A 23,860-nucleotide genomic window follows, 5' to 3' on the forward strand; every position below is an offset into this window, starting at 1 on the left:
GTAAAGAATAAAAATATGGCGCACCGTATTTACGTATATAATGTTGATTCTCAAACAGGGAACCAATATTCTCATTATCTGGGTGAATGGAATTACGAAATTCCGGAATTGCTTTTTCCTTTATTTTCCTGTGATCCAAGGTCAAAAGGTAAGTTATTGTACTTTGATAAAATCAATGGAGTAGAAAGGCTGAAATCATTTTTCCAGCTTATAGGAGAACATTATCAGTTGCTTTATAAGAAAAAATATTATGAGCCTGTCAACAAAATGTTTGATCTTTTGGATGCTCTTCCTTATGATACTTTTCTGGTAGATGCATGGGATGTATTCAATATGAATGAAGAAAGTCATACCTCTCAGGCAAAAGAATGGGTATTGGAAATCAAAGAAAAAAGCAAACTGTATGAAAGAGCCATGGCAAAAGGAAATCTGGGGTGGCTTGAGAAAGAAATCTTTGCAGGAAGAGGATACGAAACTTTTCTGGCAATGCTTGAAACAGACTGGATTAACTATGGTCTCGGCTATTGGAATGATGAGCTGTATAAAAACCCTTTGGATGTTTTTGAAGAAAATAATCTTTGTGGGCTGAAGGATAAAAAAGGAAATATCGTAATACCTGCCATGTATGACGAAATTTTTGCTTTTACAGACGAAGGAATTGCCGTAATCAGGAAAGCTGAGAAGTTCGGATATATGAGAAATGACGGGAAGGTTCTTGTAGAATGCATTTATGATGAAGCGTATGACAACCTTTTTATAGACAATAAAGCCTATGCAATCATCGAAATTGATAACAAATGCGGACTTATCGATATTGTATCCGGAGCTATCGTTATTCCCTGTGAATATGATGAGCTGGAATTATTGTGGTATACAGGAATCTTCAATGCTAAAAAAGATGAGAAATATCGTGTAATTGATGCTTCCGGTAAACAAGTTATTGCAGATTTTTCAGAATCTCCCTTTGATCATGATTATAATAATCTTATTTACCGAAAGCTGGAAGGAACTTCAAAAAGAGCTTTTTATACCTTCAACGGTGCTTTTCTTGGAGAATATCAGGAAGATGTGTTATCTGCAGTATCAAACGGGTTTTATTTTGCCAAACCGAATAAGTTTCAGAGAAAAACACAGATCATTAAACCTGATGGAAGTCTTTTGGATGATGAGGTAGATACGCTGATGATGGATGTTGCGGATTATGGATATACTTCTTTCGCCTACAAAAAAACGAAGGAATGGCATATTTATAATGTTGAACGTAATGAGTTTATGTTACAAGGATATACCATTCAAAATATTCACAGAGATCATTATACGAAATTTATGAAGGATATCTTTGTGATTTATGATGAAAATGGCTGGGGAATATACAATGCTTCTGAAGATCGTTGGCTGATACCAATATCCGGAGAATATAAGAAAATAGAATGTTGCAGAGAAGAGATTTTCCGTATTCTCACTTCTGACGGGATGTATTATTATGATCAGAAAACGGAGGCTTTAAGCGGTCTCTATGATTATATCGGCGAAGGGGTAGACTATTATGAACAGAAGCTTGGACTTTATAAAGGGAATGATATGTTTATTATGGATCATGAAAAAATCCTGCATCAGGTTTCTGACCGCCAGCTGGGAGCTTTTTATGAGAAAAGATATAATCTCAGAGGAAAAGATCAGAAGTATTTTCTTGATTTTTATAAAGCATGGATGGAAAGAAAGGGAAGTAATTATGAAGAATATTTTGATGATAAAACCCTGATGTCAAGAGCTGAGGAATTTTCCAACGAAGGAAATACCAGAGAAGCAATCAGATTGTATACAATAGGGGTAAATCGCGGTAATGCGGATATGATGATGGAACTCGGGGATATCTATACATGTGAAGATCAACCTGAATTTTATGATGTGATGAAAGGAATTGCCCTGTACGAAAAAGCGGCTTTACAGGATAATGCCATTGCATGGAATAATCTGGGATATCATTATCAGAATGGTATCGGCTATCCATATGATATTAAAAAGGCTTTAAAATGTTTCAGAAAATCAGTGGAACTGGGAGGAGGACTGGCAATGCAGAATTTGGGACTTCTGTATTTTTATGGAGATTATGTTCTACAGGATTATGATCTGGCATTGGAGTATTACAAACAGGCAGAAAAGAAATTCTACTTTAATGAAGATAAAATATCTGAAATCTACTATCAGAAAGGGGATTTTGAAAACCTTCAGCGCTACCTGAAAAAAGACAAAACAAATACGTATTCTAATATCTATTACGGAATCATGTATGAAGAAGGATTAGGAGTAAAGCAAAGTACAAAAAAAGCGATTAAACATTTTGAAAAAGCTCTGGCGTATTCCACCTACAATCACGCTTTAAAAAGACTTTTATATTACTATAAGGAAGATCCTGAATTTGCAGATCAAGAGAAATATGAATACTGGAAGTCATATGGAAAGGAAAATGATATGGATGTATAGCAATTTTGTGCAGGCTTTAAAGTATGCGAAATTTTCACATTGATGAGTAATAGTTGCTCACTTCGATGAGGTTTTGGTCCGGATCACGGAAGTAAACAGATTTTATTTTTCCCAATGCTCCGGTTCTGTCTACTATTCCTTCGATAATTTCTATATTTTTCTGCTTCAGCTCCTCTAAAACATCCTGGATATCGGTTTGTGCAATAAAACATAAATCGGCTGAACCAGAAGTTGGAAATTCTGCTTTAGGTTCAAATTCATGTCCTTTTTGATGAAGATTGATTTTTTGATTCCCAAAAGTTAAAGCTTTTCGGTTGTCTCCAAAGGTTACCACTTCAAAACCCATGATTTGAGTATAGAATTCAATGGTTTTGTCTATATCAGCCACAGTTAGAACAATATGGTCTATGTTTTTTATTACCATTTTTAGATTATTAATATATTAATATTTAAAACAATTTATAAATTTAATGATATTGATTCACAATAGCCTTTTGGACCTGAACTTTATTTATTACCTACCTGTTCTGGCATTGCTTGTTTGGGTTTCATATCTCATCGCACGGTCCTTTAAAGAATGGTCAAAGCAGAGTCGCATCGCCCTATTTATTATTGCCCTTTTTCTGTTGATATACATTTCGATGATTCTTATTTTTTTTATTAATGTTGTTTTAAAAGAACTTGTTTTTTAGTTTTAAAATAATAGCTTTACAATAATTACTGATATAACTATGATTTTTTTCCTGCTCTTTTTTCTTGCCAGTATATTCGGAGGTATTTCTTACGTAATCATGATTTTATGTAACCGATGGACCAGGAATCATAAATATGAGACACTTTTTAATACCATAATATTCATAAGCTCATTTCTGGCATTATTATTTATCAGCACATATCTTTTTATAAACAATCTTAACTTTTCTAGATAACTATATATGCATTTTGACTGGATTTACCTTTTTATCATCCTATTTTTTATTTTTATAATTGCTGTTCTGGCTGGCATTTCATTTGTGATCATGCGTTTTTGTAATCGCTGGACTCAGAAATACAGATACAGTATATTATTGGATACTTTGATATTCATTAGCTCATTTTTTCTTATATCATTCGTCAGCCTTTATATCTGCCTTGCGAATATTTCTTTTCAAAGATGATTCGTTTGCTTTTATAACCCAGAAAGCAATCAGCAGATTAATGATAAGAGCAAGCCAGACGTTGATTCCATAAAAAAGCTCATAATCATACACATTTTCGTCATAGACCAGATTTTTAACGATTCTGAATGTTATGGCAGTTGTTGTTATGGCATAGCTCAAGATCATATAGTTTCTATGCTTTATCATATTTCCTTTTTTAATAGAAAGGACAGCTATTACCGTAAAATAAGCCCAAAGAATATCCTGAATAAGAAAACCTGAAATTCCTGTCAGCCCACCATTAGAAAATAACCCTAAAACAAAGCATGCCGGAACATTGATGATCAGGATATTATAGACATACATCTTTCCAATAATTCTGTGTAAGCTTTTATTGTCTTTCAGAAACTGACTTGAAAACTGGGTTAAGCCAGCCAATAAACAAAGCGTAATGGAAAAAATATGAATATAGAAAAAAGCCATCCAGTAGGGATTTTCAATAACCTGTTGCTTAAAGGCTAGGAAACCAATGTTTTTATCTCCGGAAATATATTGGGAAATTGTTTTCAGCATCAGAATACTAAAAATAATGACTGCAAATACAGCCATTATTTTTATAATTTTTACTCCTACAGATTTTGACATACACTTTGTTTTTTAGTCTTCCAATACCTCTCTGATCTGGTTCTCCATATCATCAAGATCCTCAAACTTTCTTAAGCTTATAGACTTTTCATTCTTCTTAAGCTCTTCAATAATTTCAAGTGCCAATTCTAAAGGTTCTGCTTCATATCCAAACAGATTGCTGTCGAAATCTGTTCCTGCAAGTGAACCATCGCCGTTCATTCCCAGACACCAGTTTTCCATAAACTCATTAAGAGGGATAGGGGAAGGCTCATACCGATCCCATTCTTTGTCTAAGCAGGATTTAGCTCTTGCAGCATCCGACCAGAAACAGATAATCTGAACCGGCTCTCCATCTTCATATTCCAGCTCATTGGAATAGGAAGTAGCATAACCTTTTTCATCTTTTAATCCGTAAACTACCTCTGTATCACAAATTTTTTTGATAAAATCTTTGCATCTGTTCTTGAGAGTAATATGATCTTGCAGCATATTTTATAAATTTATACCGTTGTTAATGTGTTCTATCTCAGGGTTTTCTCCGTCACTATTCCTTTTTGATCTTCCATATAATCCAATTTCCAGATCATTAGGTGTTTCATTATCTAATTCTGATGGATGTACATAAGTATACATACCATATCCATGCCCCGAAACAAGCCATCCTTCAGTAGAATTCAAATGGATCACACTGAAATCTCCGGCAGAACCTCCGGCAAATACAGGTCCGAATTCTTTCATCAATCGAATAGCTTCGTCTTCTACATCTTTTACCGTCGTAATGTCATCAAAAATAATATAAGTTCCGTTTTTGAAAAGTACCCAATCCTGGTATTCAGGATTGATAGCAAGTTGTACATGCTTAATGATTTCTAATTCATCCATGATTACATTGAGTTGTTATTAGTTTTAATATTATTTATAAAATTCCTTTAATCCTTAAATGCTGTAAAAGCATAATTGTTTTTGCATCCTTGATCTCGCCTGTATCAATCATTGTAAGAGCTTCCTCAAAAGGTAATTCCAGAACCTCAATATTTTCTCCCTCTTCTTCAAGACCTCCACCATCAGCAATTTTCATTTCACTGGAATATTCTGCAATAAAGAAATGCAAAATTTCCGTTACAGACCCCGGAGACATATACGTTTCAAACACTTTTTCAACCCTGGAAATTTTGTATCCTGTTTCTTCCTCTGTCTCTCTTTTGATACAGTCTTCAGGGTTGTCATTGTCTAAAAGCCCGGCACAGGCTTCAATCAGCATTCCGGTAGTATTTCCGTTGATATAAGTTGGCAGCCTGAATTGTCTGGTAAGAATAACTGTATCAGAAACTTTGCTGTAGAGTAAAATGACAGCTCCGTTTCCGCGATCATACGCTTCTCTGCTTTGGGTTTCTATGGTTCCGTCTTTCTTCAGAATATTAAAAGTAACTTTATTTAAAGTATACCAATTGTCTGATAAAACATCCGTCTGTAAAATAGTAATATTTGGATTTTGCATAATGCAGTTTGAATTCTTTATTTTTTAATTATTTTGAACGTAATAAATCCTGTAATGCCTCCTTAAGATCAGGAAACTTGAATTGAAAGCCAGCAGACTGTATTTTCTGTGAAGAGGCACGGGAACCTTCCAGTATAGCATTTGCCAGCTCGCCAAACATCAGTTTTAAAATAAAACCGGGAACATTCGGCATGAATAGAGGTTTATGTAATACCTGAGCAATCTTTCTTGTTAAATCCGCATTCGTAGCATGTTGAGGAGAAACAGCATTATACGGACCTTCCACTGCTGAATTTTTTAATGCAAATTCATAGATACCACAGATGTCTTCAATGTGAATCCAAGGCATATATTGTTTTCCTGTGCCTAAAGGCGAACCAATGTAATATTGAATAGGGGGAATCATCTTCTTTAAAGCACCGTCTTTTTCAGAAAGAACCACTGCTGTTCTTACTTTTACGACTCTTTCAGCAATATTCTGTTCTTTAAACTTATCAGCAGCTTTCTCCCATAAAACAACAACTTCACTTAAAAAATCATTGCCAGGCAAGTCTTGTTCTGTATAAATTTTTTCTGTAGTAATAGTGCCGTAAAAATTAATCCCAGAAGCCGAAATAAAAGATTTAAGCTGAATATTTTTCTCTTTTAAAGTCTTTAAAAGTAATCCCGCAGAATTAACCCTGCTGGATATCAGTTCTTTTTTTCTTTCAGGAGTCCATCGTTTCTCCGAAATATTGGCACCTGCAAGATGAATGATGTGGGAAATATTGTCTAAAGCGGATTCATCAATGGTTCCTTTTTCAAGATCCCATACATATTCGTTGGAGTGTTTCTTTTTTCTTGTAAGAAACCTTAGTTCGTATTCATTTCCAATTCTTTTAGCAAGCTCTTTGGCAACCAGTCCATTGGCTCCTGTAATTAAAACCGCTTCTTTCATAATAATACTGTATTTGGTGATGTAATGGTGTAATATAAATTATGCCTGATTTTTGACGATCAAAACAAAGTCTTCTTCTAAAATTTTATACCCGTAGTCATAAATAAATTTATATTCAGAACCGTTTTTATAAACTTTCAGATTCGTAAAATAATCAAAATCAAAACCTAAACTATCCAGCTTTGCCTTAGTCACTTTTGTTTTACCGTCAATATTTATTTCCCGAAGAATACGGTAATTTCTGCGAAGCTTATTGTTAACGTTTCGCATAAGGTTTGTAGAATCCTTGTTCTGTTTATTATTATAGGCGTTTCGGCAGGCATCATTACAGAACTTTTTATCAGACCTTCCTATGATTTTTTCGCCACATTCCAGACAGTTCATTATTTTTTTATTTTGTTTGTATGTACATGTCCGCGCGCATGTTTTTTTCTTAGCAGTCTTATAAATCTGCTGTGAGAAGGATAGCTTCTGTTAGGCGTTATATTATTAAAAAATAATGCCACAAGAAGCAGAATAATACATCCTGACAAAACAGGAGAGATAACATACCAATATCCTAAATCAGGAATTTTTCCTGTAGAACTTACCGCAATCAAAGCCGTTGCACCACCAGGAGGATGAAGAGTCTTTGTATATTGCATCAGAACGATGGAAAAAGCTACTGCAAGGGGGGCGGAGAGCCAGATAATATCCGGTACAATTTTATAAACAGTAACTCCAACAATAGCAGAAAGAACGTGTCCGCCAATCAAATTTCTGGGTTGTGCTAGCGGACTTTGTATGGCACCATAAATAAGAACACTAGAGGCACCGAAAGAACCTATCAGAAAGATATTCTCAGTTTCTGCTAAAGAATGAGACTGGATAAAAGCAATAATTCCTATTCCAAAAAATGCACCCAAAAAGGACCAGAAATGCTCTTTATAATCTACCAGTGTTTCTTTATAGATCACGTATTTTGACACTCTGAATGTCCTTTTTATTGTCTTCTTCATTATGGTTGTCTACTTTATTTAATGGTTTGAATTAAAGGTTTTCAAAAATCGACTATGATTTTACTTAAGACAAAGATACAGAATTATCCGTTTGTAAATGGATAGGATTTATAATAGAGTCTGTCTGTGTAAAAATTAGATTATTTCTGTAAACCAGTGGTTAAAGCCAGTTGTAAGAATATCAGAATTTGAATTAAAATGAGTGATTGGCGATACTGAATTTTACGCTATCCTTGTCAAGGTTCTAAACCTTGACAAGGATAATTAGAACAGATTGCCACTAATTAACGAATAAAAAAAATCGTGCATTAGTGGCAAAAAAAAAACAGGATAAAAAATGTTCTATCCTGATTTGTATTTTAGTATCTATTCTGAAATAATGACCTTATTTGTCACTTTTCAGCTTACTGATTTCCTCTTTTAGCAAGCTGATATATTCCTGGAGATTCTTAATGATTTCTATGCTTAATTCATTATTTATATATCCCATATTGTTGGCTGAAAAACCGCTGTTTCCAACATTAGCTCCTGGGCTGTCATTAAATACAGGATTTTCAATGTTAATCTTAACTTCTTCCTCTTCATAAATTTCCTCAACAGGCACTTCAAGAAATTTGGCAAGTTTATCCCATTCAGCTTGTATAATTTTTACAGCTCCGCTTTCTTTTCTGCTATAATTAGAAACATCTGTAGCAATAGCATCAGCAACTTGTTGTTGGGTAAAACCTTTTCTCTTTCTTACTGTACGTAGTTTTTCTTTTTGCATTTTAGACGTTTTTACAAATTTGCAAAAAAATAATGTATAAAATATAGAGGTTTTCAAAATTTTTATCAACAAAAATAAAATCTATTATTCTTACGTAAGTTCCCTTTATTCCTTTTTATTTTAAAACAATATCAAAATTTTTTACCATAAAAAATAAGGATAGTTAAACAATTTTAATTTCACTTACCCGATTGCAAACGACTACAAACGAATTTAAATAGTTTTTAACCGGATGTAATTTGGTGATATTCCAATCTTTGCAACAGAGATTTGAGAAAAACAGTGAACGTCTCTTATCTGAAATATTAATCATTAAAATCTAAAAGTTATGTCACTAAGAAACAAAGTAACATTAATTGGTTACACAGGTAAAGAAGTTGAAATGGTAAACTTCGAAAACGGAAATGTAAAAGCAAGTGTATCTCTAGCCACCAGCGATCATTACACTAATGCGAAAGGTGAAAAAGTAGAAGAGACGCAATGGCACAATCTGATTGCCTTCGGAAAAACAGCAGAAATCATGGAAAAGTATGTTTCCAAAGGAAAAGAGATTGCTATTGAAGGAAAGCTTACATACAGGTCTTATGACGATAAGGATGGTGTAAAGCGCTACATTACGGAAATTCGAGTAGATGAAATCCTATTATTAGGAGGTAAATAATTCTAAAAACACAAATGATGAAAGTAAAAGTTTTTAAAATCAGACTTCCTGAAGAATTTCTCTTCAGAGATCAGAAAACGCTTGATGATTTTCTGGAAGGAAATGAAATTATTAAAGTGGAAACAGCTTTTGTAAACGATGAATCTTATTGGTCTGTTATTCTGTATTTCGAAGAAAAGCTGCCGAAAAGTACTGTAAAAGAACCAAAGATTATTAAATACTCTGCAGAAAATGATTTCCTGAGTCCTGATGAAGAAAAGATTTTAGATGCCCTGAAACTTTGGAGATCAGAGAAAGCAAGGGAACAAAATCTGCCTACTTACTTCATTGCAAGTAACAAAGAGCTGATGTCTGTAGCCAAGTATAAACCTGCCAAAAAAGAAGAGCTGCTGGAAATCAAAGGTTTCGGAAAACATAAGATTGAAAATTATGGTGAAGAAATTCTGGAAATCCTGGAAAGTGTCTGATTTTTCGGAATAAATGATTACATAATTGGAAAAGCTGGGGAAGATTCCTTCTTCGGCTTTTTTATACTGTGTAAATTCCTTGCAATTCCGTACTTTTGCGTAGATCAAAAAGACATACAATAAATGAAGCCAAGTTTAGCAAAAGGAACGAGAGATTTTACGGCGCAGGAAGTTTCAAGAAGAAAATATATCATTAATATTTTGCAGAATAATTTTGAGTTATTCGGATTTCAACCATTAGAAACACCAAGCTTTGAAAACCTTTCTACTTTAACAGGAAAATACGGAGAAGAAGGAGATCGTCTGATTTTTAAAATTCTGAATTCAAGCATCAATGAAGCTAAGGAAGAAAAGAAAACTCAGATGCTTACAGATTTCCAAAGAGCATTAGAAAAACCTTTCAGCTCGGAAAATCTTACAGATAAAGCCCTTCGTTATGACCTTACAGTACCTTTTGCAAGATTTGTAGCGATGAATCATGGGAAACTGACATTCCCGTTCAAGCGTTTCCAGATCCAGCCGGTATGGAGAGCAGACAGACCCCAGAAAGGAAGATACAGAGAATTTTACCAATGTGATGCAGACGTTGTAGGAAGTGAAAGCTTATTACAGGAAGTTGATTTGGTTCAATTATATCTGAAATCATTCTCTGATCTTAGAGTTCCTGTAACCATTCATATGAACAACAGAAAAATCCTTTCCGGATTAGCAGAATATGCAGGAATTACAGATAAGCTGATTGATTTTACTGTAGCTCTTGACAAGCTTGATAAAATCGGAAAAGAAGGTGTTGTTAAAGAACTATTAGAGAGAGAAATTTCTCAGGATTCTATTGATAAGCTTGATTTCTTATTCAATCAATCTGATGATGCACTAGAAAACCTTCTTCAGCTAAAAGAAAAATTTGCAGGTAATGAAATAGGATTGCAAGGTGTAGAAGAATTAGAGTTTGTATTGACTCAATCTCTGAATCTTGGAGTAGATATGCAGAATCTTGTATTCAATATTACCCTGGCTAGAGGGCTTGATTATTATACCGGAGCCATCTTTGAAGTGAAAGCGGATGAAGTAGCAATGGGATCCATCGGTGGTGGTGGTAGATATGATAACCTTACAGAAGTTTTCGGGGTGAAAAATATCCCGGGAATTGGTATTTCATTCGGGTTAGACAGAATTTATCTGGTAATGGAAGAACTTAATCTTTTCCCTGATGAAGCTTCTTCAAAGACAGAATATTTATTTGCCAATTTCGGAGGTGAAGAAACTACAGAAGCTTTAAAACTGATTATGCAATTACGTACAAAAGGTATTTCAGCAGAATTATACCCTGAAAATGCAAAAATCAATAAGCAGTTTACTTATGCTGAGAAAAAAGGAATTAAAAACCTTGTTTTCCTGGGTGAGGAAGAAATTAAAAACGGAACAGTTACTTTTAAAAATCTTGAAGCTGGAGAACAGAAAACAGTTTCTTTAGAAGAATTTTTAGGATAAAACAAAATAGTTCTATACATACAATAAAAAACAGCTCAGGTTTTTGATCAAAATAACTTTGAGCTGTTTTTTTATTATATTTGAGATATAATGATACAGGATATAAAACACCAGATTCAAAAGATAAATCCGGATCTTTTATCGTGGGCAGATGAATACATTGCCCAGCTTCCAGACATTTTTATGGAGGATGAGAAAATCATTCATATCATTGATGGGCTTTACAATAAAATGGTAACTCTGCTTATAGCTACGGATAGGAGAGTCTTATTTAAAGAGCTTGATATGATCGATATGGAAGTAATTCCTCATGAAAAAATAACATCTATAAATTTATGGGAATCGGTTATTGAAGTTCGGACAGAAGAGAATATTTTTAGACTGGAAAAATCTGACCGCGATTTTGCTGAAGAGTTCTGTAATACCCTAAATACTTTCCTCATTTCTCAAAATACCCCAGATGTGGAAGAACCTGAACTTTCTGTTTTTGATCTTCTGGAACAGTTGGGACAATTGAGAGAAAATGGAATTCTTACTGATGACGAGTTCACTGAACAAAAGAAGAGACTTCTGGAGAAATTATAAATGTCTGGTTAATTCCTTAAAAGCGGCTGAGTACTGCATCGGAAAGAGCCTCCAAAGCTTCTACTTATCGAAAAATCAATGTATTCTACTTTAATGCCATGTTTTTCAATCTGCTCTCCGATATGTTTAAACGCAGGATCCGTAATATAGACTTCAGAAGATACAGGAAGTCCGTTGGTTGCAAGATTCATTGCTTCATGCAGCGTAACATCAATTCTTTTCCAGTTTTTTAATAAATATGGAATTCCGTCTAAAAATGCATCTTCACAAATAACCATTAATCCATCTTTCACAAGTCCAAGAGCACAATCAAGATGTAAAATATCAGGATGAAGCCTTACTTCTTCTACCGCGTATCCCTGTGGTTTTAAAAGCTTTTCCAACCATTGAATTCCAAGAGCATTAGATGCTAAGCCAGAATTTCCAACAAAAATCTGTTTGCCTAATACCAATACATCTCCACCTTCTAAAAAAGGTCCCTTTCCTAAAGTAGTATCTTCTTGATCTGCAATTTCAGGTGAAGGAACTGCCAGATAATAACAATCCTCCGGATATACTTCTTCGAGGAATAAATCCCTCAAAGGAAAAACCTCATGTCTTCGATGTAAAAAACGAAGTGAAGACTCAATGACATGATTTCCCACTGTAAAAAAAGGATCTCTTACAAAAAAGTTAGAGTATCCCGAAGTTCCCACTGCCATTTTCTCAGCATCAGTAAGTTGACGTGGACGAAGAACCTCTACATCATATTTTTCAAGAATTTCTTTCAAATTTGTTCTTTCAAGTTCCCATTGCTTTTGAAGGTCAGGAAATGCCTCAGAATAATCTTTTCCTCTGTTTTCAAAGTTTTCTTTTACTGCATCTTTACTTAGAAAACGAAGATCTTCAGCACGTGGTTCCAAAGGATAACCAAATTCAGATTGAGCAAGAACAACCATTCTCAATAGTGCAAATTCATTTTCAACAAAAATCATTGGCTTCAATTTTTACGTTTACATTGGGGGCTTTTATTCTGTTAAAGGATAAAATACTTAAAACAAAAATAAATAGAAATTGTATCAATTTTAAGACGTTAAAGAAAAAAAGTCTTAAAACTATAAGAATTGAATAGTTTTGAAGGTAAAAATCGGGACAGAATTTGTAATTTGGGATCGATATAAAAATCGGGTAGAACTTTATCCTTCTATTCAAGAAAAAAACTTAAACATAAAGACCAAATGAATATGATTTGTGCATTATGCGGGACACCGCTTACATCTACAGATATGCTTGTAGGAAAGAATAAACTTGCTGATGGCGGTTATTTATGCGCTGGATGTTTTAACAAAGCCATTGCCGTTAATAGAGACCTTATCCATAATCTTGATCAATTTTATTTTGCAGAAATTAATGGGATGCTTCTTAAAAGTAAAATTGATGCTAGCCAAAACCCCGGAGGTTTTCAGTACGGAAATACAAACAGTTATGAATATGATGCTCCCACAAGACTTGACGAAATCAAAGATCAGATTGTTGCTCTGAATGTAAGGCTGAGTGTTTTGGCTAATGAGGAGGTAAACGAGCTGGATAAAGTTCTGGATAAAGATGAAAGACTAATCGCCATTGCAGAATGTATTGATATGAGCAGCAGCAGAGAAGGAATTCTCTTTTCAACGCAGAAAAGAGTCGTTTTCATGGATAAAAAATTTCTTGGTGGAGTAGTAAAGAATGAGTTTACACATCAGAATATTATATCTGTAGAACAGGCAGAAAATCTTTTGTATTCAGTATTGAGGATTAATACCAGAGGAGGAGCCGCGGATTTTAAATTACACAATAAAAGTGATGGGAGAGCTTTCTGTAGTATGGTAAACGGACAGATTAATGAACCTGTAAAACCAATCTCCCAGCAACCTGCACAACCACAATCATTCTATCAGAATACTCAGTCTTCTACATCTCAAAATACAGCTGGCAGCCCAAAAGAATCAGCAGAAGATATTTTTGAGCAATTGGAAAAGCTTGGAAAATTAAGACAAATGGGCGTGTTAAGTGAAGAAGAATTCTCATCACAGAAGGCAAAATTATTAGAACGACTTTAAAATATAAGTTCGGTTGATCACAGTGTTATAAATAATGGTTTTGAATATTTTCTATTGTATCATTATTTGTAATTTATGTTGATATAAAAAGGATCATACTCTTATGTCCTGTTTAAAAACTTTTAAACATAAAAATTAAAATGAACACAAATTGTGCTCTATGCGGTATACCTTTAACGTCCATGGATACAGTTTTGGGAGAAAATAAACTGTCCGATGGTGGTATTTTGTGTAATAAATGCCTGAATAAAGCTACCGGAATCAATAAAGATCTGGTATATGACCTCATCAATTATAGTCTGGCAGAGGTAAGAGGTATTATGCTGGGAGAAAGTATAGCTGCTAAAGAAGAGGAGGAAATTGAAGCGCCATCTACTGTAAAAGAGTCTGTTTCAAGAACGGTTGTGACATTTTCCCATTCTATTCAGCTCAATGTAAATAAAAGAGAAGAATCTACAAGGCTTGATGAAATTAAAGACCAGATTGTAGCTTTAAATGCTCAACTCAGTATTTTTGCAAACACAGAAGTCAATGAGCTGGTAAATGTTTTGGATAGCAATGAAAAGCTTATTGCTATTGCCGAAGGGAAATATCTTTACAATAATCTTGAAGGAATTTTAGTTTCAACAGAAAGAAGGATAATTTTTATTGATAAAAAACTTTTAGGAAGTGTAACAGAGGATGAATTCCCGCATCATAAGATTGCATCTGTACAACATAGCTATGGGCTGATTTCTTCAGAATTGAAATTATTTACAAGAGACGGAATAAAGGCAGAATTTAAACTATACAACAGAAACGCAGCAAAAAACTTTTACGAATCTATACAAAGCTATATAAACAGACCTCAAAATTCATCTGTAGAAACGCAAAAATATAATCAGTCGACTGAGGAAATATCCAAAAAAGATGAAACAATAGCGATCTTTGATAAACTTGAAAAGTTAGGAAAGCTAAGAGAATCAGGAATTTTAACCAACGAAGAATTTGAAGAGCAGAAGAAGAAACTGCTTGGGAAATTATAAAAAATAAAAAAATGAGTAGTAATTGTTCATTATGTAAAGCAGAATTAACGTCAATGGATACACTTCTGGGGGAAAACAAGCTTGCAGATGGTGGCATTTTATGCAATAAATGTTTAGATAAGATAAGTTATATCAATCAGGAAGTGCTTTATAACCTTAGCACATTCAGTATTAATGACATTATTAAGATTGTAGAGAACAAAAAAGAGGAACAGAGCAAAACTGTGGTTTTAAAAGATGAAAATCTTCCAATGACAGTGAATGTTGAGCCGGCAGTTGTTTCTAAAGAAGTTTATAAACGAAGAAAAAGAAAGATAAAAAACGAGCTGGAAAAGCTGAATGCCAATCTTTCTGTATTTACCAGAGGCGAAATCAAAGAACTTCCCAATCTTATTCCGGAAGATGAAAATATAATCGCCATTACAGACGCTCAGTTTAAAAATACGTTAGATGCCGGCGTTTTAATAGCAACTGATAAAAGAATGCTTTCCGTATCAAAATCAATGTTCGGATCTGCAAAAATTAATGATTTTGCTAATGGTACCATTAAGTCAGTAAGCTTCGTAGCAGATCCACGATCTCCTATCATTAAGCTTCATCTGGAAGAAAGAGTAGTAGAGTTTGAATGCTATATGGACAAAGAAGATGCAGAAAAATTCTATGATATTATTAGGCAGATTTATAATGCTCCTCAGGTACAAAAACCTCAGTCCCAGAAAACAAATCCGGTCAATACAATACCTTCCGGCGAAGTCTTTGCTCAGCTTGAGAAACTAGGAAAACTAAGGGAAAACGGAATCCTCACAGATGCAGAATTTGCAGAACAAAAAAGAAAGCTTCTTGAGCAGCTTGATTAAAAACCCGTAACCCTGAAAGTATCTTTAGATTTATTGGAAAACTTTCAGCTTTCGCTCGCTATTGTAGAACCTTGATCTTTTTAAAAAAATCAAATAAGAAAATACAAAAAACAAAAAGTCATCGTAATAAAACGATGACTTTTCTATATATGAATGTTAAAAAAACTAATCTTATTTAGCTTAAAGAATCTTCAGCTTTTGTTTTTGCTTCATCAACTTTATTCTGAACTTGGGAAGCAACATCATTAGCTTTACTTTTAATATCATTTCCCCATTTGTTAAGATTGTCTTTTGCTGTGTTAATTTTATCCTTCACAGCCTGTTGGTCCTCAGGAGATGAGTTTTTATATTTCCAATATGCTAAAGCACCTAAACCTAGTAACGCTAATACGCCTTTTGTTTTGTTTCCCATGATTTCTATTTTTATGAATTAATATTAAAATTTGTTATTAGTAATCATGTAAAATACGTGCCAAAAAATTGTGTAGAATTATAAAAAAATGTTAAAATTAAGAAAAGACTTCAAAAATTTCTCCATCAAAACTAGCGAAGACCATAGTAGGATAAGAGTCCTGGTGATATACATTTCCATCCTTATCAATAGCAATAGCGCCTGCGAATCCATCAATGGTTTTAAGCTCGTCAAAAGTCTTATTGAAAGCAACTTCCAGACTCATGCCGTCTGTAACTCTGGTAACTATTTTTGCCGCAGTAGCATTGCTTACAATATCTTCGCCTACACCCGTACAGCTTACTGCACAGAATTCATTCGCATAGTTTCCGGCAACTGTGGCAGAATCCGAAATTCTTCCCGGAATTTCAAAACCTTTACCTCCTGTAGAGGTAGCAACAGCTAATTTTCCATCCTTATCAATGGCAACACAGCCTACCGTTCCTTTTCCGCCATTATTCAGTTTCGCTTCGTATTCCTTTCTTCTTTGAGGAATTTCTGTCGAAAAATTCTCAAATCCGTGTTCTGTAGCATACCTTTTTGCTCCGTTTCCACCTAAAACTCTATCATCTTCACTCATTAAATCCTTAGCTACAAAAATGGGATTCTTCACCTCCTGAATATTAATGACTCCACTCAGCTTTTGAGTTTCTCCATTCATAATTGCAGCACTCATACGGATTACACCATCACTTTGAATCTGTGAGCCGATCCCTGCATTATATAAAGGATCGTCTTCCAACAAAGAAACAGCATAAGCAACTGTATCGAAGGCAGAATGAGTTTGAAGGTAAAGAAATGCTCTTTCAGCAATTTGCTTTAAAGAATCTTGTTTTGCTGTTTTTACTTCGTGGCTTTGATCGCTTTCTGAGAAAAAGCCTCCATGGATGATGATTTTCATAGAATAAGAGTTGATGAATAATTTTTACGAAGGTAATTTATAAATAAAAGATAAAAGATAAAAGATAAAAGATAAAAGATAAAAGATAAAAGATATTGTTGCTAAACAACTATAGACATAATCATTTCTATTCGTATATCAATATCAATAGGAGCGGACTTTAGTCCGCTTAATAAATGAAATATTCAAATTCCACCGGCTTTAGCCAAAACTTATCTTATCAAAACACAAAAAACGGAACCGAAGCCCCGTTTGTATACTTGTATATGTTATTCTATTTATCCTGTGGAATAGGGTTAAATTGAGAATTTTCAATAGTTAACGTTTTTGTGGTAAGATCATAATGATCATTCATAGACATTACATGTACCGTTAAGTTATCTATAGAAATTGGCTCTCCAAGATTGATATTCGTAAGATTGGTATCCTTAATGAATCTTCCGTCTACAAGAATGACAAGCCCTGAACCTACCGCAGTCATCACATCATTATGGATGAAAAGACCGGTATCTTCCCCAAGCCCGATTCCTAATGTTCTCGGATTATTGACTACAGCCTGGAAAAGACGTCCAATTCTACCTCTTTGTACGAAATGTGTATCAATGATAACGTTATCTATTAATCCTAATCCTTGAGTCGTTTTAATTTCTCCTTTTAATAAGGCTTCAGAGCTGCTTCCCTGATAAATCATATTTTCAGATGCCGCTGCTGCACCCGCTGATGTTCCGGAATAGATGAAATCCTGTTCCTGATATTTTAATAAAATAGTATCATGAAATCGTGTCCCCCCAAGAATAGAAGTCAATCTCAGCTGATCTCCACCAGTGAACATCATTACATCTGCAGCATTGGCTCTTGCTACCATAGCATCAGAATTGGCTTCCTCACGATTATGGATATCAAGAATATTGACGTTTCTAGCTCCCAGAAATTCAAAAGCTTTTTTATATTCAGTACCTACTATCTGAGGAATCTGAGAAGCGGTAGTTACGATTTCAATCACAGAATTTTCCTTGTGTTTTGATTCATTGATGATCTTTCGTAAGATCCCACGCTCAAAAAAGTTAAGGTTTTTTTCAATATTCTGATCATAATCGGTTTCCGCAAAACTTCCTTTATTCACAGCTCCTCCGATAACGATTAATTTTCCTACAGGTTTAGTCATGGTACAAAATTAAAAAATAATTAACATGTTTGGCGAAATTCATGCCATCTTTAGGTGATTTTTAATCTTTTAGGAATGTTAATTAAAATTAATCCTATTTTAACAAATCTTTAAATCTGCTATAGTTTTGTTTTGGGTTTTGTACTATATTTGGTTGTAAAATAAGTTATTATTAACTGTTAAAATGCCAATAGACTATGAAAATCGAAAAGATTCAGGCACTACGTGGTCCTAATATCTGGAGTATCAGACGAAAAAAGCTGATCCAGATGAGATTAGACCTTGAGGAAATGGAAAATTATCCCACTAATAAAATTGATGGATTCAGGGAAAGAATAGAGAATTTGATTCCGTCACTGATCACTCACAGATGTTCAGAAGGAGTGGAAGGCGGGTTTTTCCATAGAGTGGAGACGGGTACCTGGATGGGACATGTCATTGAGCATATCGCATTGGAAATACAAACCCTTGCGGGAATGGATGTGGGCTTCGGCAGAACCCGTGAAACCAAAACTCCCGGAGTTTATAATGTAGTATTCAATTATCTTGAAGAAAATGTAGGAATCTATGCTGCAGAAGAAGCTGTAAAGATTGCAGAAGCATTAATTGAAGGAAAAGATTATGATCTGGATGCATGTATTCAGAAATTGAAAGAGATCCGCGAACGGGTAAGGCTTGGTCCGTCTACAGGAAGTATTGTGGAAGAAGCTGTTTCCAGAAAAATTCCGTGGATAAGATTGGGAACGAATTCACTTGTGCAGCTTGGATATGGAGTAAACCAACAGCGTTTTCAGGCTACTATTACAGGGAAAACAAGTTCTATAGCCGTGGATATCGCATGCAATAAAGAACTCACAAAAAGAATGCTTCATGATGCTGCGATTCCGGTTCCTATCGGTGATCTGATTGTGGATGAAGAAGGGCTGAACAGTGTTATAAAAAAAATCGGATATCCTATTGTTTTAAAGCCACTGGATGGAAATCACGGTAAGGGATCCTCCATTAATGTTAATGATTGGGATTCTGCCAAAATAGGACTGGAGCATGCACAGAAGTATTCAAGGAAAGTTATTGTTGAAAAATATATTACCGGATATGATTTTAGAGTATTAGTAATTGATAATAAAATGGTGGCTGCAGCAAGAAGAGTTCCCGCTCATATAATAGGTGACGGAGAACTCAATATTCAGGAGCTTATTGATAAAGAAAATAAAGACCCAAGAAGAGGATACGGTCATGAAAATGTGCTTACCGAGATTGATGTAGATAAAGACACTATGGAACTTTTGGATAAGCTTCAGTATACTCTTGAAACCATTCCTCAGAAAGGAGAAGTGGTTTATCTGAAGTCGACGGCAAATCTTTCAACCGGAGGAACGTCTATTGATGTAACCGATATGGTACATCCTGAAAATATCACAATGGCAGAAAGAATTTCCAAGATCATTGGACTGGACGTGTGCGGTATTGATATTATGGCTGAAAATCTTACACAACCCTTAAAAGAAAGTGGCGGGGCTATTATAGAAGTAAATGCTGCTCCCGGGTTCCGTATGCACCTTGCTCCAAGTGAGGGGCTACCAAGGAATGTGGCTGCACCGGTAGTAGATATGCTTTATCCCCAAGGAAAACCTTTTACCATTCCTATTATTGCAGTAACGGGTACAAATGGTAAAACCACCACCACAAGATTAATTTCACATATTGTAAAAAGTAATGGCTATAGAGTTGGTTTCACTACTTCAGACGGTATATATATCCAAAATACCATGCTGTCAAAAGGAGATACTACAGGACCGCTTTCAGCAGAGTTTATTTTAAAAGATCCTACGGTAGAGTTTGCAGTTCTTGAAACAGCAAGAGGGGGAATTTTACGTTCAGGATTAGGATTTTCACAATGTGATATTGGAGTATTAACCAATATTGAAGAAGATCATTTAGGAATGAATGATATTCACAGCTTAAAAGATCTTACTAAAGTAAAAAGAGTAGTGCTGGACAGCGTAAAGAAAACCGGCTGGAGCGTACTGAATGCAGATAATGAATATTCCATGAAGATTATATCTGATCTGGATTGCAATGTTGCGATCTTTAGTATGGATGAGAACAATCCGCATATCGTAAAATTTGCGAAGGAAGGGAGAATTACCTGTGTGTATGAAGAAGGTTTTGTAACCATTAAAAAAGGTGACTGGAAGATCAGAATCGGTAAAGCAAAAGATTTCCCGATTACCATGGAAGGAAAAGCCAGATTTATGATAGAGAATGTACTGGCAGCAAGCCTTGCAAGTTATCTTCATGGATTTGGAATTGAAGATATTTCAAATTCATTACGAACTTTTATTCCAAGTGCACAGCTTACTCCGGGAAGGCTGAATGTCTTTAAATTCAAAAACTTTAAAGTACTGATTGATTTTGCACACAACCCTTCAGGCTATGAAGCTATTGAAGATTATCTTAAAAATGTAGAATCCACAAAGAAAATAGGAATTATTTCCGGGGTAGGAGACAGACGTGATAACGACATCAGGGAATGTGGAAAAATCGCAGGAAGAATGTTTGATCATATCATTATCCGAAATGAAAAGCACCTTCGTGGGAGAACTGAAGAAGAAATCAACGGATTGATTATTGACGGAATGCAGGCTTCAGGGAAAGATGTAAGCTATGAGATCATTCCTAAGGAAATCGAAGCTTTGAAACATGCCATAGGAATGGCAGAAGAAGGAACGTTTATTACTGCATTAAGCGATGTAATTTCCAATGCAATTGATCTTGTTCAGGAATATCAGACAAGAGAATTACTGGAAGATGACAAAAGCATCTAAAAAATCATAAAGAAAGTGGCTGTACCGATGTTTGCAGCCATTTTTTTATACAGAATATTCTGATTGTTTTATATTTTTAATAATGTTTTGGCTCTTTGAAATATCTTATCCTGTTCTTCGGAGAATTCCAGGAAATACTGGATCTGCCAATCCTGAGTTTTCTGCGCCTGTTTACTTTCTGCTTTATCCCATGAAGGATATACTCTTATTCCTCGTTTTCCTGTCTTTTTTCCGTCTGACAGAATTCCTTTTTCTAATAAAATTTCCTTGGGGAAAATAAAAACACCTGAAAAAGTTTCCTTAAAAGAAGCGATGAGGTAAAAGTCAATATGATCATTGATGTCAAAAGGAGCTGTTTCTCCAGTTGTATTCCTTTTCCAGATAGTTACGAATTGTCCGGTTTTGGTGGGTGTTATTTTTGAAACCCTAAACTTTATATTGCAATTATTGACGTTGAAATTAAAGCCCGAGTATTCTCTGCATTCTTTATCTTCTTCAATATTTGAACATTTTAATCCAAGAGGTTGGAAAAGCTGTTCTTCGATGGTTTTTAAATTCAATATTTTTATGTTTAAAATGTAGTGTTTAAAATTGGTTGGCAAACCTCATCTGTTTAGATAAGCTAATTTTTACGGGGTGGTTTAATCAGGTACAACCTTCAATTCCCCATTTATCCTTCTCCAAAAAAAGCATTAGAGCTTCCAATCCAGATGGCATCTTTTTTATTGAAGTCAACATTTACCATAGCTGCTTTTGTCATTCTTCCCAGGTTTTCCAATAGAATAGGGCGATCATCATTTTCTTTCCATACATATAGCAAACGAATTTCTGCCTTCGCAAATTCTCCGTTGATATCTTCAAAAAGAGGTTCGTAGTTTACTTTTCTTTGTAAAATATAATTTTCCTTATCTTTAATTGCGTCTGTGATTTCCTTTGTCGGATTCAAATTGACACCGCTTCCAGCAAATGAGAACAGAGGCTTCAATACGAAGTTTTCAAGATTTTCACGCTCCAGAAATTCATGCAGGAAGTAACTCTTTGGAACAAATTGATGCTGTAACAATGGTAAAAGAAATTTTGAAATTTTAAAGAACCAATTGGGATGAGTAACCCATTTTACATCCACTTCTTCCCGGAAATCAAATTCCGTAACAAGATCAGGAATTCGGTCCAATTCATCGAAGATCACACGATTGTAAATTCTTTTAATTTCTGTCTGCTTACCATTATTTTCATAAAAAAGCTTTTTACCTTCTTTCTTTATTTTGGAAAGGCAAACTGTTTTTATACCTAATAATTTCTCTGTTAAAGCAAAATCAATCGCTGTTTTCTGTTTTTCAGGGAAAATTTCAAGAAGGATAACATGTTCTGGGTTTTCATCCCCTACAATCACATCTTTTAAATGCTTTTTAAAAACTTCATGTGGCATTGTGTTTCGGATATCCGAAAGAAAAGGATAAACTTCACAGAAAGTATCTTCATACGCTTTCTGAAAGGTGTACAGTGAAGGAAAAGCCTGTAATTCTATCAATTGCGGCTCTATTTCTCCATTCTCACTTTTACATACTCCAAAATCGATAGTGAAAAAATGAGGCTGATCTGTATCATTCGGAACTTTGCAATTGTCAGGAACAGCTTTTTGAAGAAGTTCAGCAGGAAGCGCTTTAATCTGGCTGATGATACTTTCACTTGCATTCAGTAATTTACTTTCAAATTCTTTGGTCAGAAAAATAGGACTCTCTGAAACTCTGAAAGCAGGTTCCATACCACTTTTTTGTGCTAAAATATCCTTAAGCTGCTTGTATTTTTTATCTGAAAACTCCTGGTTAAATTGTTTCCTGTATTTTGGGATCATAGTTTTTCTTTTGTGATGGTAGAAAATCGAACAGCAATGCCCGATGTTTTATAAGATGGAAGCTAGAAGCTGGAAGAGAGAAGTTTTGAAAGTCGAAATTTAAAATAAGTTCAATTTTACTTAATACCTAATTAAAATCAAAAGTTGACCAGAAGTTTAATCACTGTTAGTAACCTGTAGCCTCCCTCTTTCAGCTTCCCACTTTTTAAGCCAAAAACTCAGCTTCCTTCAGAATGTTTTTTTTTGCAAACTGAAGAAATCTCGGAAGAATTTGATTTCTGGTCAGGATGATTTTATCTTCATCATCAATTCTGTCCATCGTTTCAAGATATTTCTCCATTCCGAAATTCTGGATCATCGCTTCTTTGTTTTTGTCGTCTTTCAGGTTTTCAATTAATGCTTCCGGACTTGCTTCCGGGTGAAACTGTGTTCCGAAGATTTCGTCCGAAAAACGAACTGCCATTACGGCTCTTTCCAGATTGATATGAGGACGGAATTTTTCAATTGCCATAATCGTCATTCCCAGTTCTTCAAAACGGTCATGATCCGGCTCAATAAACTGATAAGCACGAGAATCTACTGCATAAAAAGGATCCTGAAGGTTTTTAAATAAGAATTCACTTTTCCCTTCTTCTGTTTTGTGAACGGGCATTACGCCAAAGGAATAGGATTTTCTTTTGCAGATGTTTCCTAATTTCCAATGAATACTAGCCAGTTGGAAAGAATGACAGATCAGGAAAAGATATTTTTTATTATCGTTATATTTATTATGCTTAAAAACAGTATCTAAAAAGTTTGCAAACCTATTTTCCCACTCGAAACCTTCTCTGTGTGGAGTACCCGGTCCGCCTGAAGAAATAAAAATATCAAAATCTCCTATTTTGGGCATTTCATCTTTAAACCTCACATCAAATGTCTTGATGATTACATTGTCTTCAGAGTTCTGCTGAAATGCTTCAGAAATTTCTTTAATGTTTCTAAAGCCTTGATTGACATGATTGTTGTTCATGTCCAGCAGAGCAATTCGAATATCTTTCATTACAT

At 34.7% G+C, this 23,860-nt stretch carries 25 protein-coding genes; 9 read left to right on the forward strand and 16 right to left on the reverse strand.

The window, feature by feature from the left end; all coding sequences use genetic code 11:
* Positions 1–15: 15 nt before the first annotated feature.
* Positions 16–2,484, forward strand: a complete 2,469-nt coding sequence (locus tag AC5YGG_RS08110) for an SEL1-like repeat protein (RefSeq protein WP_496144022.1) — start codon at positions 16–18, stop codon at positions 2,482–2,484.
* Between the two features lie 34 nt (positions 2,485–2,518).
* On the opposite strand, the gene AC5YGG_RS08115 is transcribed toward AC5YGG_RS08110, so the two are convergent.
* The 9 genes from AC5YGG_RS08115 to AC5YGG_RS08155 form a co-directional block, all read right to left on the reverse strand.
* Positions 2,519–2,908: a VOC family protein gene (locus tag AC5YGG_RS08115; RefSeq protein WP_496144023.1), complete on the reverse strand. Its 390-nt coding sequence runs from the start codon at positions 2,906–2,908 to the stop codon at positions 2,519–2,521.
* 682 nt (positions 2,909–3,590) lie between these two features.
* Positions 3,591–4,268: a DUF2306 domain-containing protein gene (locus AC5YGG_RS08120; RefSeq protein WP_496144024.1), complete on the reverse strand. Its 678-nt coding sequence runs from the start codon at positions 4,266–4,268 to the stop codon at positions 3,591–3,593.
* Positions 4,269–4,280: 12 nt separating this feature from the next.
* Positions 4,281–4,739: a DUF2750 domain-containing protein gene (locus AC5YGG_RS08125; RefSeq protein ID WP_496144025.1), complete on the reverse strand. Its 459-nt coding sequence runs from the start codon at positions 4,737–4,739 to the stop codon at positions 4,281–4,283.
* 3 nt (positions 4,740–4,742) lie between these two features.
* Positions 4,743–5,132 carry a hypothetical protein gene (locus AC5YGG_RS08130; RefSeq protein WP_496144026.1) on the reverse strand — a complete coding sequence of 130 codons (390 nt, stop codon included), beginning with the start codon at positions 5,130–5,132 and terminating at the stop codon, positions 4,743–4,745.
* A gap of 34 nt (positions 5,133–5,166) precedes the next feature.
* Positions 5,167–5,748 (reverse strand): GDP-mannose pyrophosphatase NudK, encoded by a 582-nt coding sequence (gene nudK, locus AC5YGG_RS08135; protein ID WP_496144027.1) that lies wholly within the window; start codon positions 5,746–5,748, stop codon positions 5,167–5,169.
* A gap of 28 nt (positions 5,749–5,776) precedes the next feature.
* Positions 5,777–6,685 carry a TIGR01777 family oxidoreductase gene (locus AC5YGG_RS08140; protein ID WP_496144028.1) on the reverse strand — a complete coding sequence of 303 codons (909 nt, stop codon included), beginning with the start codon at positions 6,683–6,685 and terminating at the stop codon, positions 5,777–5,779.
* A gap of 39 nt (positions 6,686–6,724) precedes the next feature.
* Positions 6,725–7,069: a hypothetical protein gene (locus tag AC5YGG_RS08145; protein WP_496144029.1), complete on the reverse strand. Its 345-nt coding sequence runs from the start codon at positions 7,067–7,069 to the stop codon at positions 6,725–6,727.
* Positions 7,069–7,683: an HPP family protein gene (locus AC5YGG_RS08150; protein ID WP_496144030.1), complete on the reverse strand. Its 615-nt coding sequence runs from the start codon at positions 7,681–7,683 to the stop codon at positions 7,069–7,071. The genes AC5YGG_RS08145 and AC5YGG_RS08150 overlap by 1 nt, the downstream gene beginning before the upstream one ends.
* 385 nt (positions 7,684–8,068) lie before the next feature.
* The gene (locus AC5YGG_RS08155; RefSeq protein WP_496144031.1) at positions 8,069–8,449 is read right to left on the reverse strand and encodes a helix-turn-helix domain-containing protein; all 381 of its coding nucleotides are present in this window, start codon (positions 8,447–8,449) and stop codon (positions 8,069–8,071) included.
* 328 nt (positions 8,450–8,777) lie between these two features.
* Between AC5YGG_RS08155 and AC5YGG_RS08160 the strand changes: the two genes are divergently transcribed.
* The 4 genes from AC5YGG_RS08160 (at position 8,778) to AC5YGG_RS08175 (ending at position 11,653) form a co-directional block, all read left to right on the forward strand.
* Positions 8,778–9,110, forward strand: a complete 333-nt coding sequence (locus tag AC5YGG_RS08160; protein ID WP_496144032.1) for a single-stranded DNA-binding protein — start codon at positions 8,778–8,780, stop codon at positions 9,108–9,110.
* 14 nt (positions 9,111–9,124) lie between these two features.
* Entirely contained in the window at positions 9,125–9,577 is a 453-nt protein-coding gene (locus tag AC5YGG_RS08165) for an HRDC domain-containing protein (RefSeq protein ID WP_496144033.1), read from the forward strand.
* A gap of 123 nt (positions 9,578–9,700) precedes the next feature.
* Positions 9,701–11,068: a histidine--tRNA ligase gene (gene hisS, locus AC5YGG_RS08170; RefSeq protein WP_496144034.1), complete on the forward strand. Its 1,368-nt coding sequence runs from the start codon at positions 9,701–9,703 to the stop codon at positions 11,066–11,068.
* A gap of 90 nt (positions 11,069–11,158) precedes the next feature.
* A complete protein-coding gene (locus tag AC5YGG_RS08175; protein WP_496144035.1) occupies positions 11,159–11,653 on the forward strand; it encodes an SHOCT domain-containing protein in 495 nt (164 codons plus the stop codon).
* An 8-nt stretch (positions 11,654–11,661) separates the two neighbouring features.
* Here the strand turns inward: AC5YGG_RS08175 and AC5YGG_RS08180 are convergent, their stop codons facing one another.
* Positions 11,662–12,627: a dimethylarginine dimethylaminohydrolase family protein gene (locus AC5YGG_RS08180; RefSeq protein WP_496144036.1), complete on the reverse strand. Its 966-nt coding sequence runs from the start codon at positions 12,625–12,627 to the stop codon at positions 11,662–11,664.
* Between the two features lie 243 nt (positions 12,628–12,870).
* On the opposite strand from AC5YGG_RS08180, the gene AC5YGG_RS08185 reads away from it, so the two are divergent.
* From AC5YGG_RS08185 to AC5YGG_RS08195, 3 genes are all read left to right on the forward strand, one after another.
* Positions 12,871–13,734, forward strand: a complete 864-nt coding sequence (locus tag AC5YGG_RS08185) for an SHOCT domain-containing protein (RefSeq protein WP_496144037.1) — start codon at positions 12,871–12,873, stop codon at positions 13,732–13,734.
* Positions 13,735–13,874: 140 nt separating this feature from the next.
* Positions 13,875–14,759, forward strand: a complete 885-nt coding sequence (locus AC5YGG_RS08190) for a PH domain-containing protein (RefSeq protein WP_496144038.1) — start codon at positions 13,875–13,877, stop codon at positions 14,757–14,759.
* A gap of 11 nt (positions 14,760–14,770) precedes the next feature.
* The gene (locus tag AC5YGG_RS08195) at positions 14,771–15,616 is read left to right on the forward strand and encodes a PH domain-containing protein (RefSeq protein WP_496144039.1); all 846 of its coding nucleotides are present in this window, start codon (positions 14,771–14,773) and stop codon (positions 15,614–15,616) included.
* 175 nt (positions 15,617–15,791) lie between these two features.
* Here the strand turns inward: AC5YGG_RS08195 and AC5YGG_RS08200 are convergent, their stop codons facing one another.
* The 3 genes from AC5YGG_RS08200 to AC5YGG_RS08210 all read right to left on the reverse strand — a co-directional run bounded on the left by AC5YGG_RS08200 (position 15,792) and on the right by AC5YGG_RS08210 (position 18,133).
* Positions 15,792–16,028, reverse strand: coding sequence for a YtxH domain-containing protein (locus AC5YGG_RS08200; RefSeq protein ID WP_496144040.1), 237 nt, complete (start codon positions 16,026–16,028; stop codon positions 15,792–15,794).
* A 97-nt stretch (positions 16,029–16,125) separates the two neighbouring features.
* On the reverse strand, positions 16,126–16,968 hold the full coding sequence (locus AC5YGG_RS08205; RefSeq protein ID WP_496144041.1) for an isoaspartyl peptidase/L-asparaginase: 843 nt from the start codon (positions 16,966–16,968) through the stop codon (positions 16,126–16,128).
* A 274-nt stretch (positions 16,969–17,242) separates the two neighbouring features.
* Positions 17,243–18,133, reverse strand: coding sequence for a cyanophycinase (locus AC5YGG_RS08210; protein ID WP_065394191.1), 891 nt, complete (start codon positions 18,131–18,133; stop codon positions 17,243–17,245).
* Between the two features lie 197 nt (positions 18,134–18,330).
* On the opposite strand from AC5YGG_RS08210, the gene cphA reads away from it, so the two are divergent.
* On the forward strand, positions 18,331–20,961 hold the full coding sequence (gene cphA, locus AC5YGG_RS08215; RefSeq protein WP_496144042.1) for a cyanophycin synthetase: 2,631 nt from the start codon (positions 18,331–18,333) through the stop codon (positions 20,959–20,961).
* Between the two features lie 68 nt (positions 20,962–21,029).
* Here cphA and AC5YGG_RS08220 read toward each other — a convergent pair whose 3' ends face one another.
* The 3 genes from AC5YGG_RS08220 to AC5YGG_RS08230 form a co-directional block, all read right to left on the reverse strand.
* Positions 21,030–21,521 carry a MepB family protein gene (locus AC5YGG_RS08220; protein ID WP_496144043.1) on the reverse strand — a complete coding sequence of 164 codons (492 nt, stop codon included), beginning with the start codon at positions 21,519–21,521 and terminating at the stop codon, positions 21,030–21,032.
* A 110-nt stretch (positions 21,522–21,631) separates the two neighbouring features.
* Positions 21,632–22,816: a hypothetical protein gene (locus tag AC5YGG_RS08225; protein WP_496144044.1), complete on the reverse strand. Its 1,185-nt coding sequence runs from the start codon at positions 22,814–22,816 to the stop codon at positions 21,632–21,634.
* Positions 22,817–23,021: 205 nt separating this feature from the next.
* Complete coding sequence (locus tag AC5YGG_RS08230) at positions 23,022–23,855, reverse strand: type 1 glutamine amidotransferase (RefSeq protein WP_496144045.1); 834 nt, start codon at positions 23,853–23,855, stop codon at positions 23,022–23,024.
* Positions 23,856–23,860: the final 5 nt, after the last annotated feature.

Source organism: Chryseobacterium sp. CS2K3, from assembly GCF_059515185.1.

Excerpts from the sequence above, each read along its gene's own strand:
- hisS (WP_496144034.1), top strand. The coding sequence starts at position 9,701 with ATGAAGCCAAGTTTAGCAAAAGGAACGAGAGATTTTACGGCGCAGGAA.
- AC5YGG_RS08165 (WP_496144033.1), top strand. The coding sequence starts at position 9,125 with ATGATGAAAGTAAAAGTTTTTAAAATCAGACTTCCTGAAGAATTTCTC.
- AC5YGG_RS08225 (WP_496144044.1), bottom strand. The coding sequence starts at position 22,816 with ATGATCCCAAAATACAGGAAACAATTTAACCAGGAGTTTTCAGATAAA.
- AC5YGG_RS08185 (WP_496144037.1), top strand. The coding sequence starts at position 12,871 with ATGAATATGATTTGTGCATTATGCGGGACACCGCTTACATCTACAGAT.
- cphA (WP_496144042.1), top strand. The coding sequence starts at position 18,331 with ATGAAAATCGAAAAGATTCAGGCACTACGTGGTCCTAATATCTGGAGT.
- AC5YGG_RS08190 (WP_496144038.1), top strand. The coding sequence starts at position 13,875 with ATGAACACAAATTGTGCTCTATGCGGTATACCTTTAACGTCCATGGAT.
- AC5YGG_RS08210 (WP_065394191.1), bottom strand. The coding sequence starts at position 18,133 with ATGACTAAACCTGTAGGAAAATTAATCGTTATCGGAGGAGCTGTGAAT.
- AC5YGG_RS08125 (WP_496144025.1), bottom strand. The coding sequence starts at position 4,739 with ATGCTGCAAGATCATATTACTCTCAAGAACAGATGCAAAGATTTTATC.
- AC5YGG_RS08145 (WP_496144029.1), bottom strand. The coding sequence starts at position 7,069 with ATGAACTGTCTGGAATGTGGCGAAAAAATCATAGGAAGGTCTGATAAA.
- AC5YGG_RS08195 (WP_496144039.1), top strand. The coding sequence starts at position 14,771 with ATGAGTAGTAATTGTTCATTATGTAAAGCAGAATTAACGTCAATGGAT.
- AC5YGG_RS08110 (WP_496144022.1), top strand. The coding sequence starts at position 16 with ATGGCGCACCGTATTTACGTATATAATGTTGATTCTCAAACAGGGAAC.
- AC5YGG_RS08140 (WP_496144028.1), bottom strand. The coding sequence starts at position 6,685 with ATGAAAGAAGCGGTTTTAATTACAGGAGCCAATGGACTGGTTGCCAAA.
- AC5YGG_RS08115 (WP_496144023.1), bottom strand. The coding sequence starts at position 2,908 with ATGGTAATAAAAAACATAGACCATATTGTTCTAACTGTGGCTGATATA.
- AC5YGG_RS08175 (WP_496144035.1), top strand. The coding sequence starts at position 11,159 with ATGATACAGGATATAAAACACCAGATTCAAAAGATAAATCCGGATCTT.
- AC5YGG_RS08200 (WP_496144040.1), bottom strand. The coding sequence starts at position 16,028 with ATGGGAAACAAAACAAAAGGCGTATTAGCGTTACTAGGTTTAGGTGCT.
- nudK (WP_496144027.1), bottom strand. The coding sequence starts at position 5,748 with ATGCAAAATCCAAATATTACTATTTTACAGACGGATGTTTTATCAGAC.
- AC5YGG_RS08155 (WP_496144031.1), bottom strand. The coding sequence starts at position 8,449 with ATGCAAAAAGAAAAACTACGTACAGTAAGAAAGAGAAAAGGTTTTACC.
- AC5YGG_RS08205 (WP_496144041.1), bottom strand. The coding sequence starts at position 16,968 with ATGAAAATCATCATCCATGGAGGCTTTTTCTCAGAAAGCGATCAAAGC.
- AC5YGG_RS08150 (WP_496144030.1), bottom strand. The coding sequence starts at position 7,683 with ATGAAGAAGACAATAAAAAGGACATTCAGAGTGTCAAAATACGTGATC.
- AC5YGG_RS08130 (WP_496144026.1), bottom strand. The coding sequence starts at position 5,132 with ATGGATGAATTAGAAATCATTAAGCATGTACAACTTGCTATCAATCCT.
- AC5YGG_RS08160 (WP_496144032.1), top strand. The coding sequence starts at position 8,778 with ATGTCACTAAGAAACAAAGTAACATTAATTGGTTACACAGGTAAAGAA.
- AC5YGG_RS08180 (WP_496144036.1), bottom strand. The coding sequence starts at position 12,627 with ATGATTTTTGTTGAAAATGAATTTGCACTATTGAGAATGGTTGTTCTT.
- AC5YGG_RS08230 (WP_496144045.1), bottom strand. The coding sequence starts at position 23,855 with ATGAAAGATATTCGAATTGCTCTGCTGGACATGAACAACAATCATGTC.
- AC5YGG_RS08120 (WP_496144024.1), bottom strand. The coding sequence starts at position 4,268 with ATGTCAAAATCTGTAGGAGTAAAAATTATAAAAATAATGGCTGTATTT.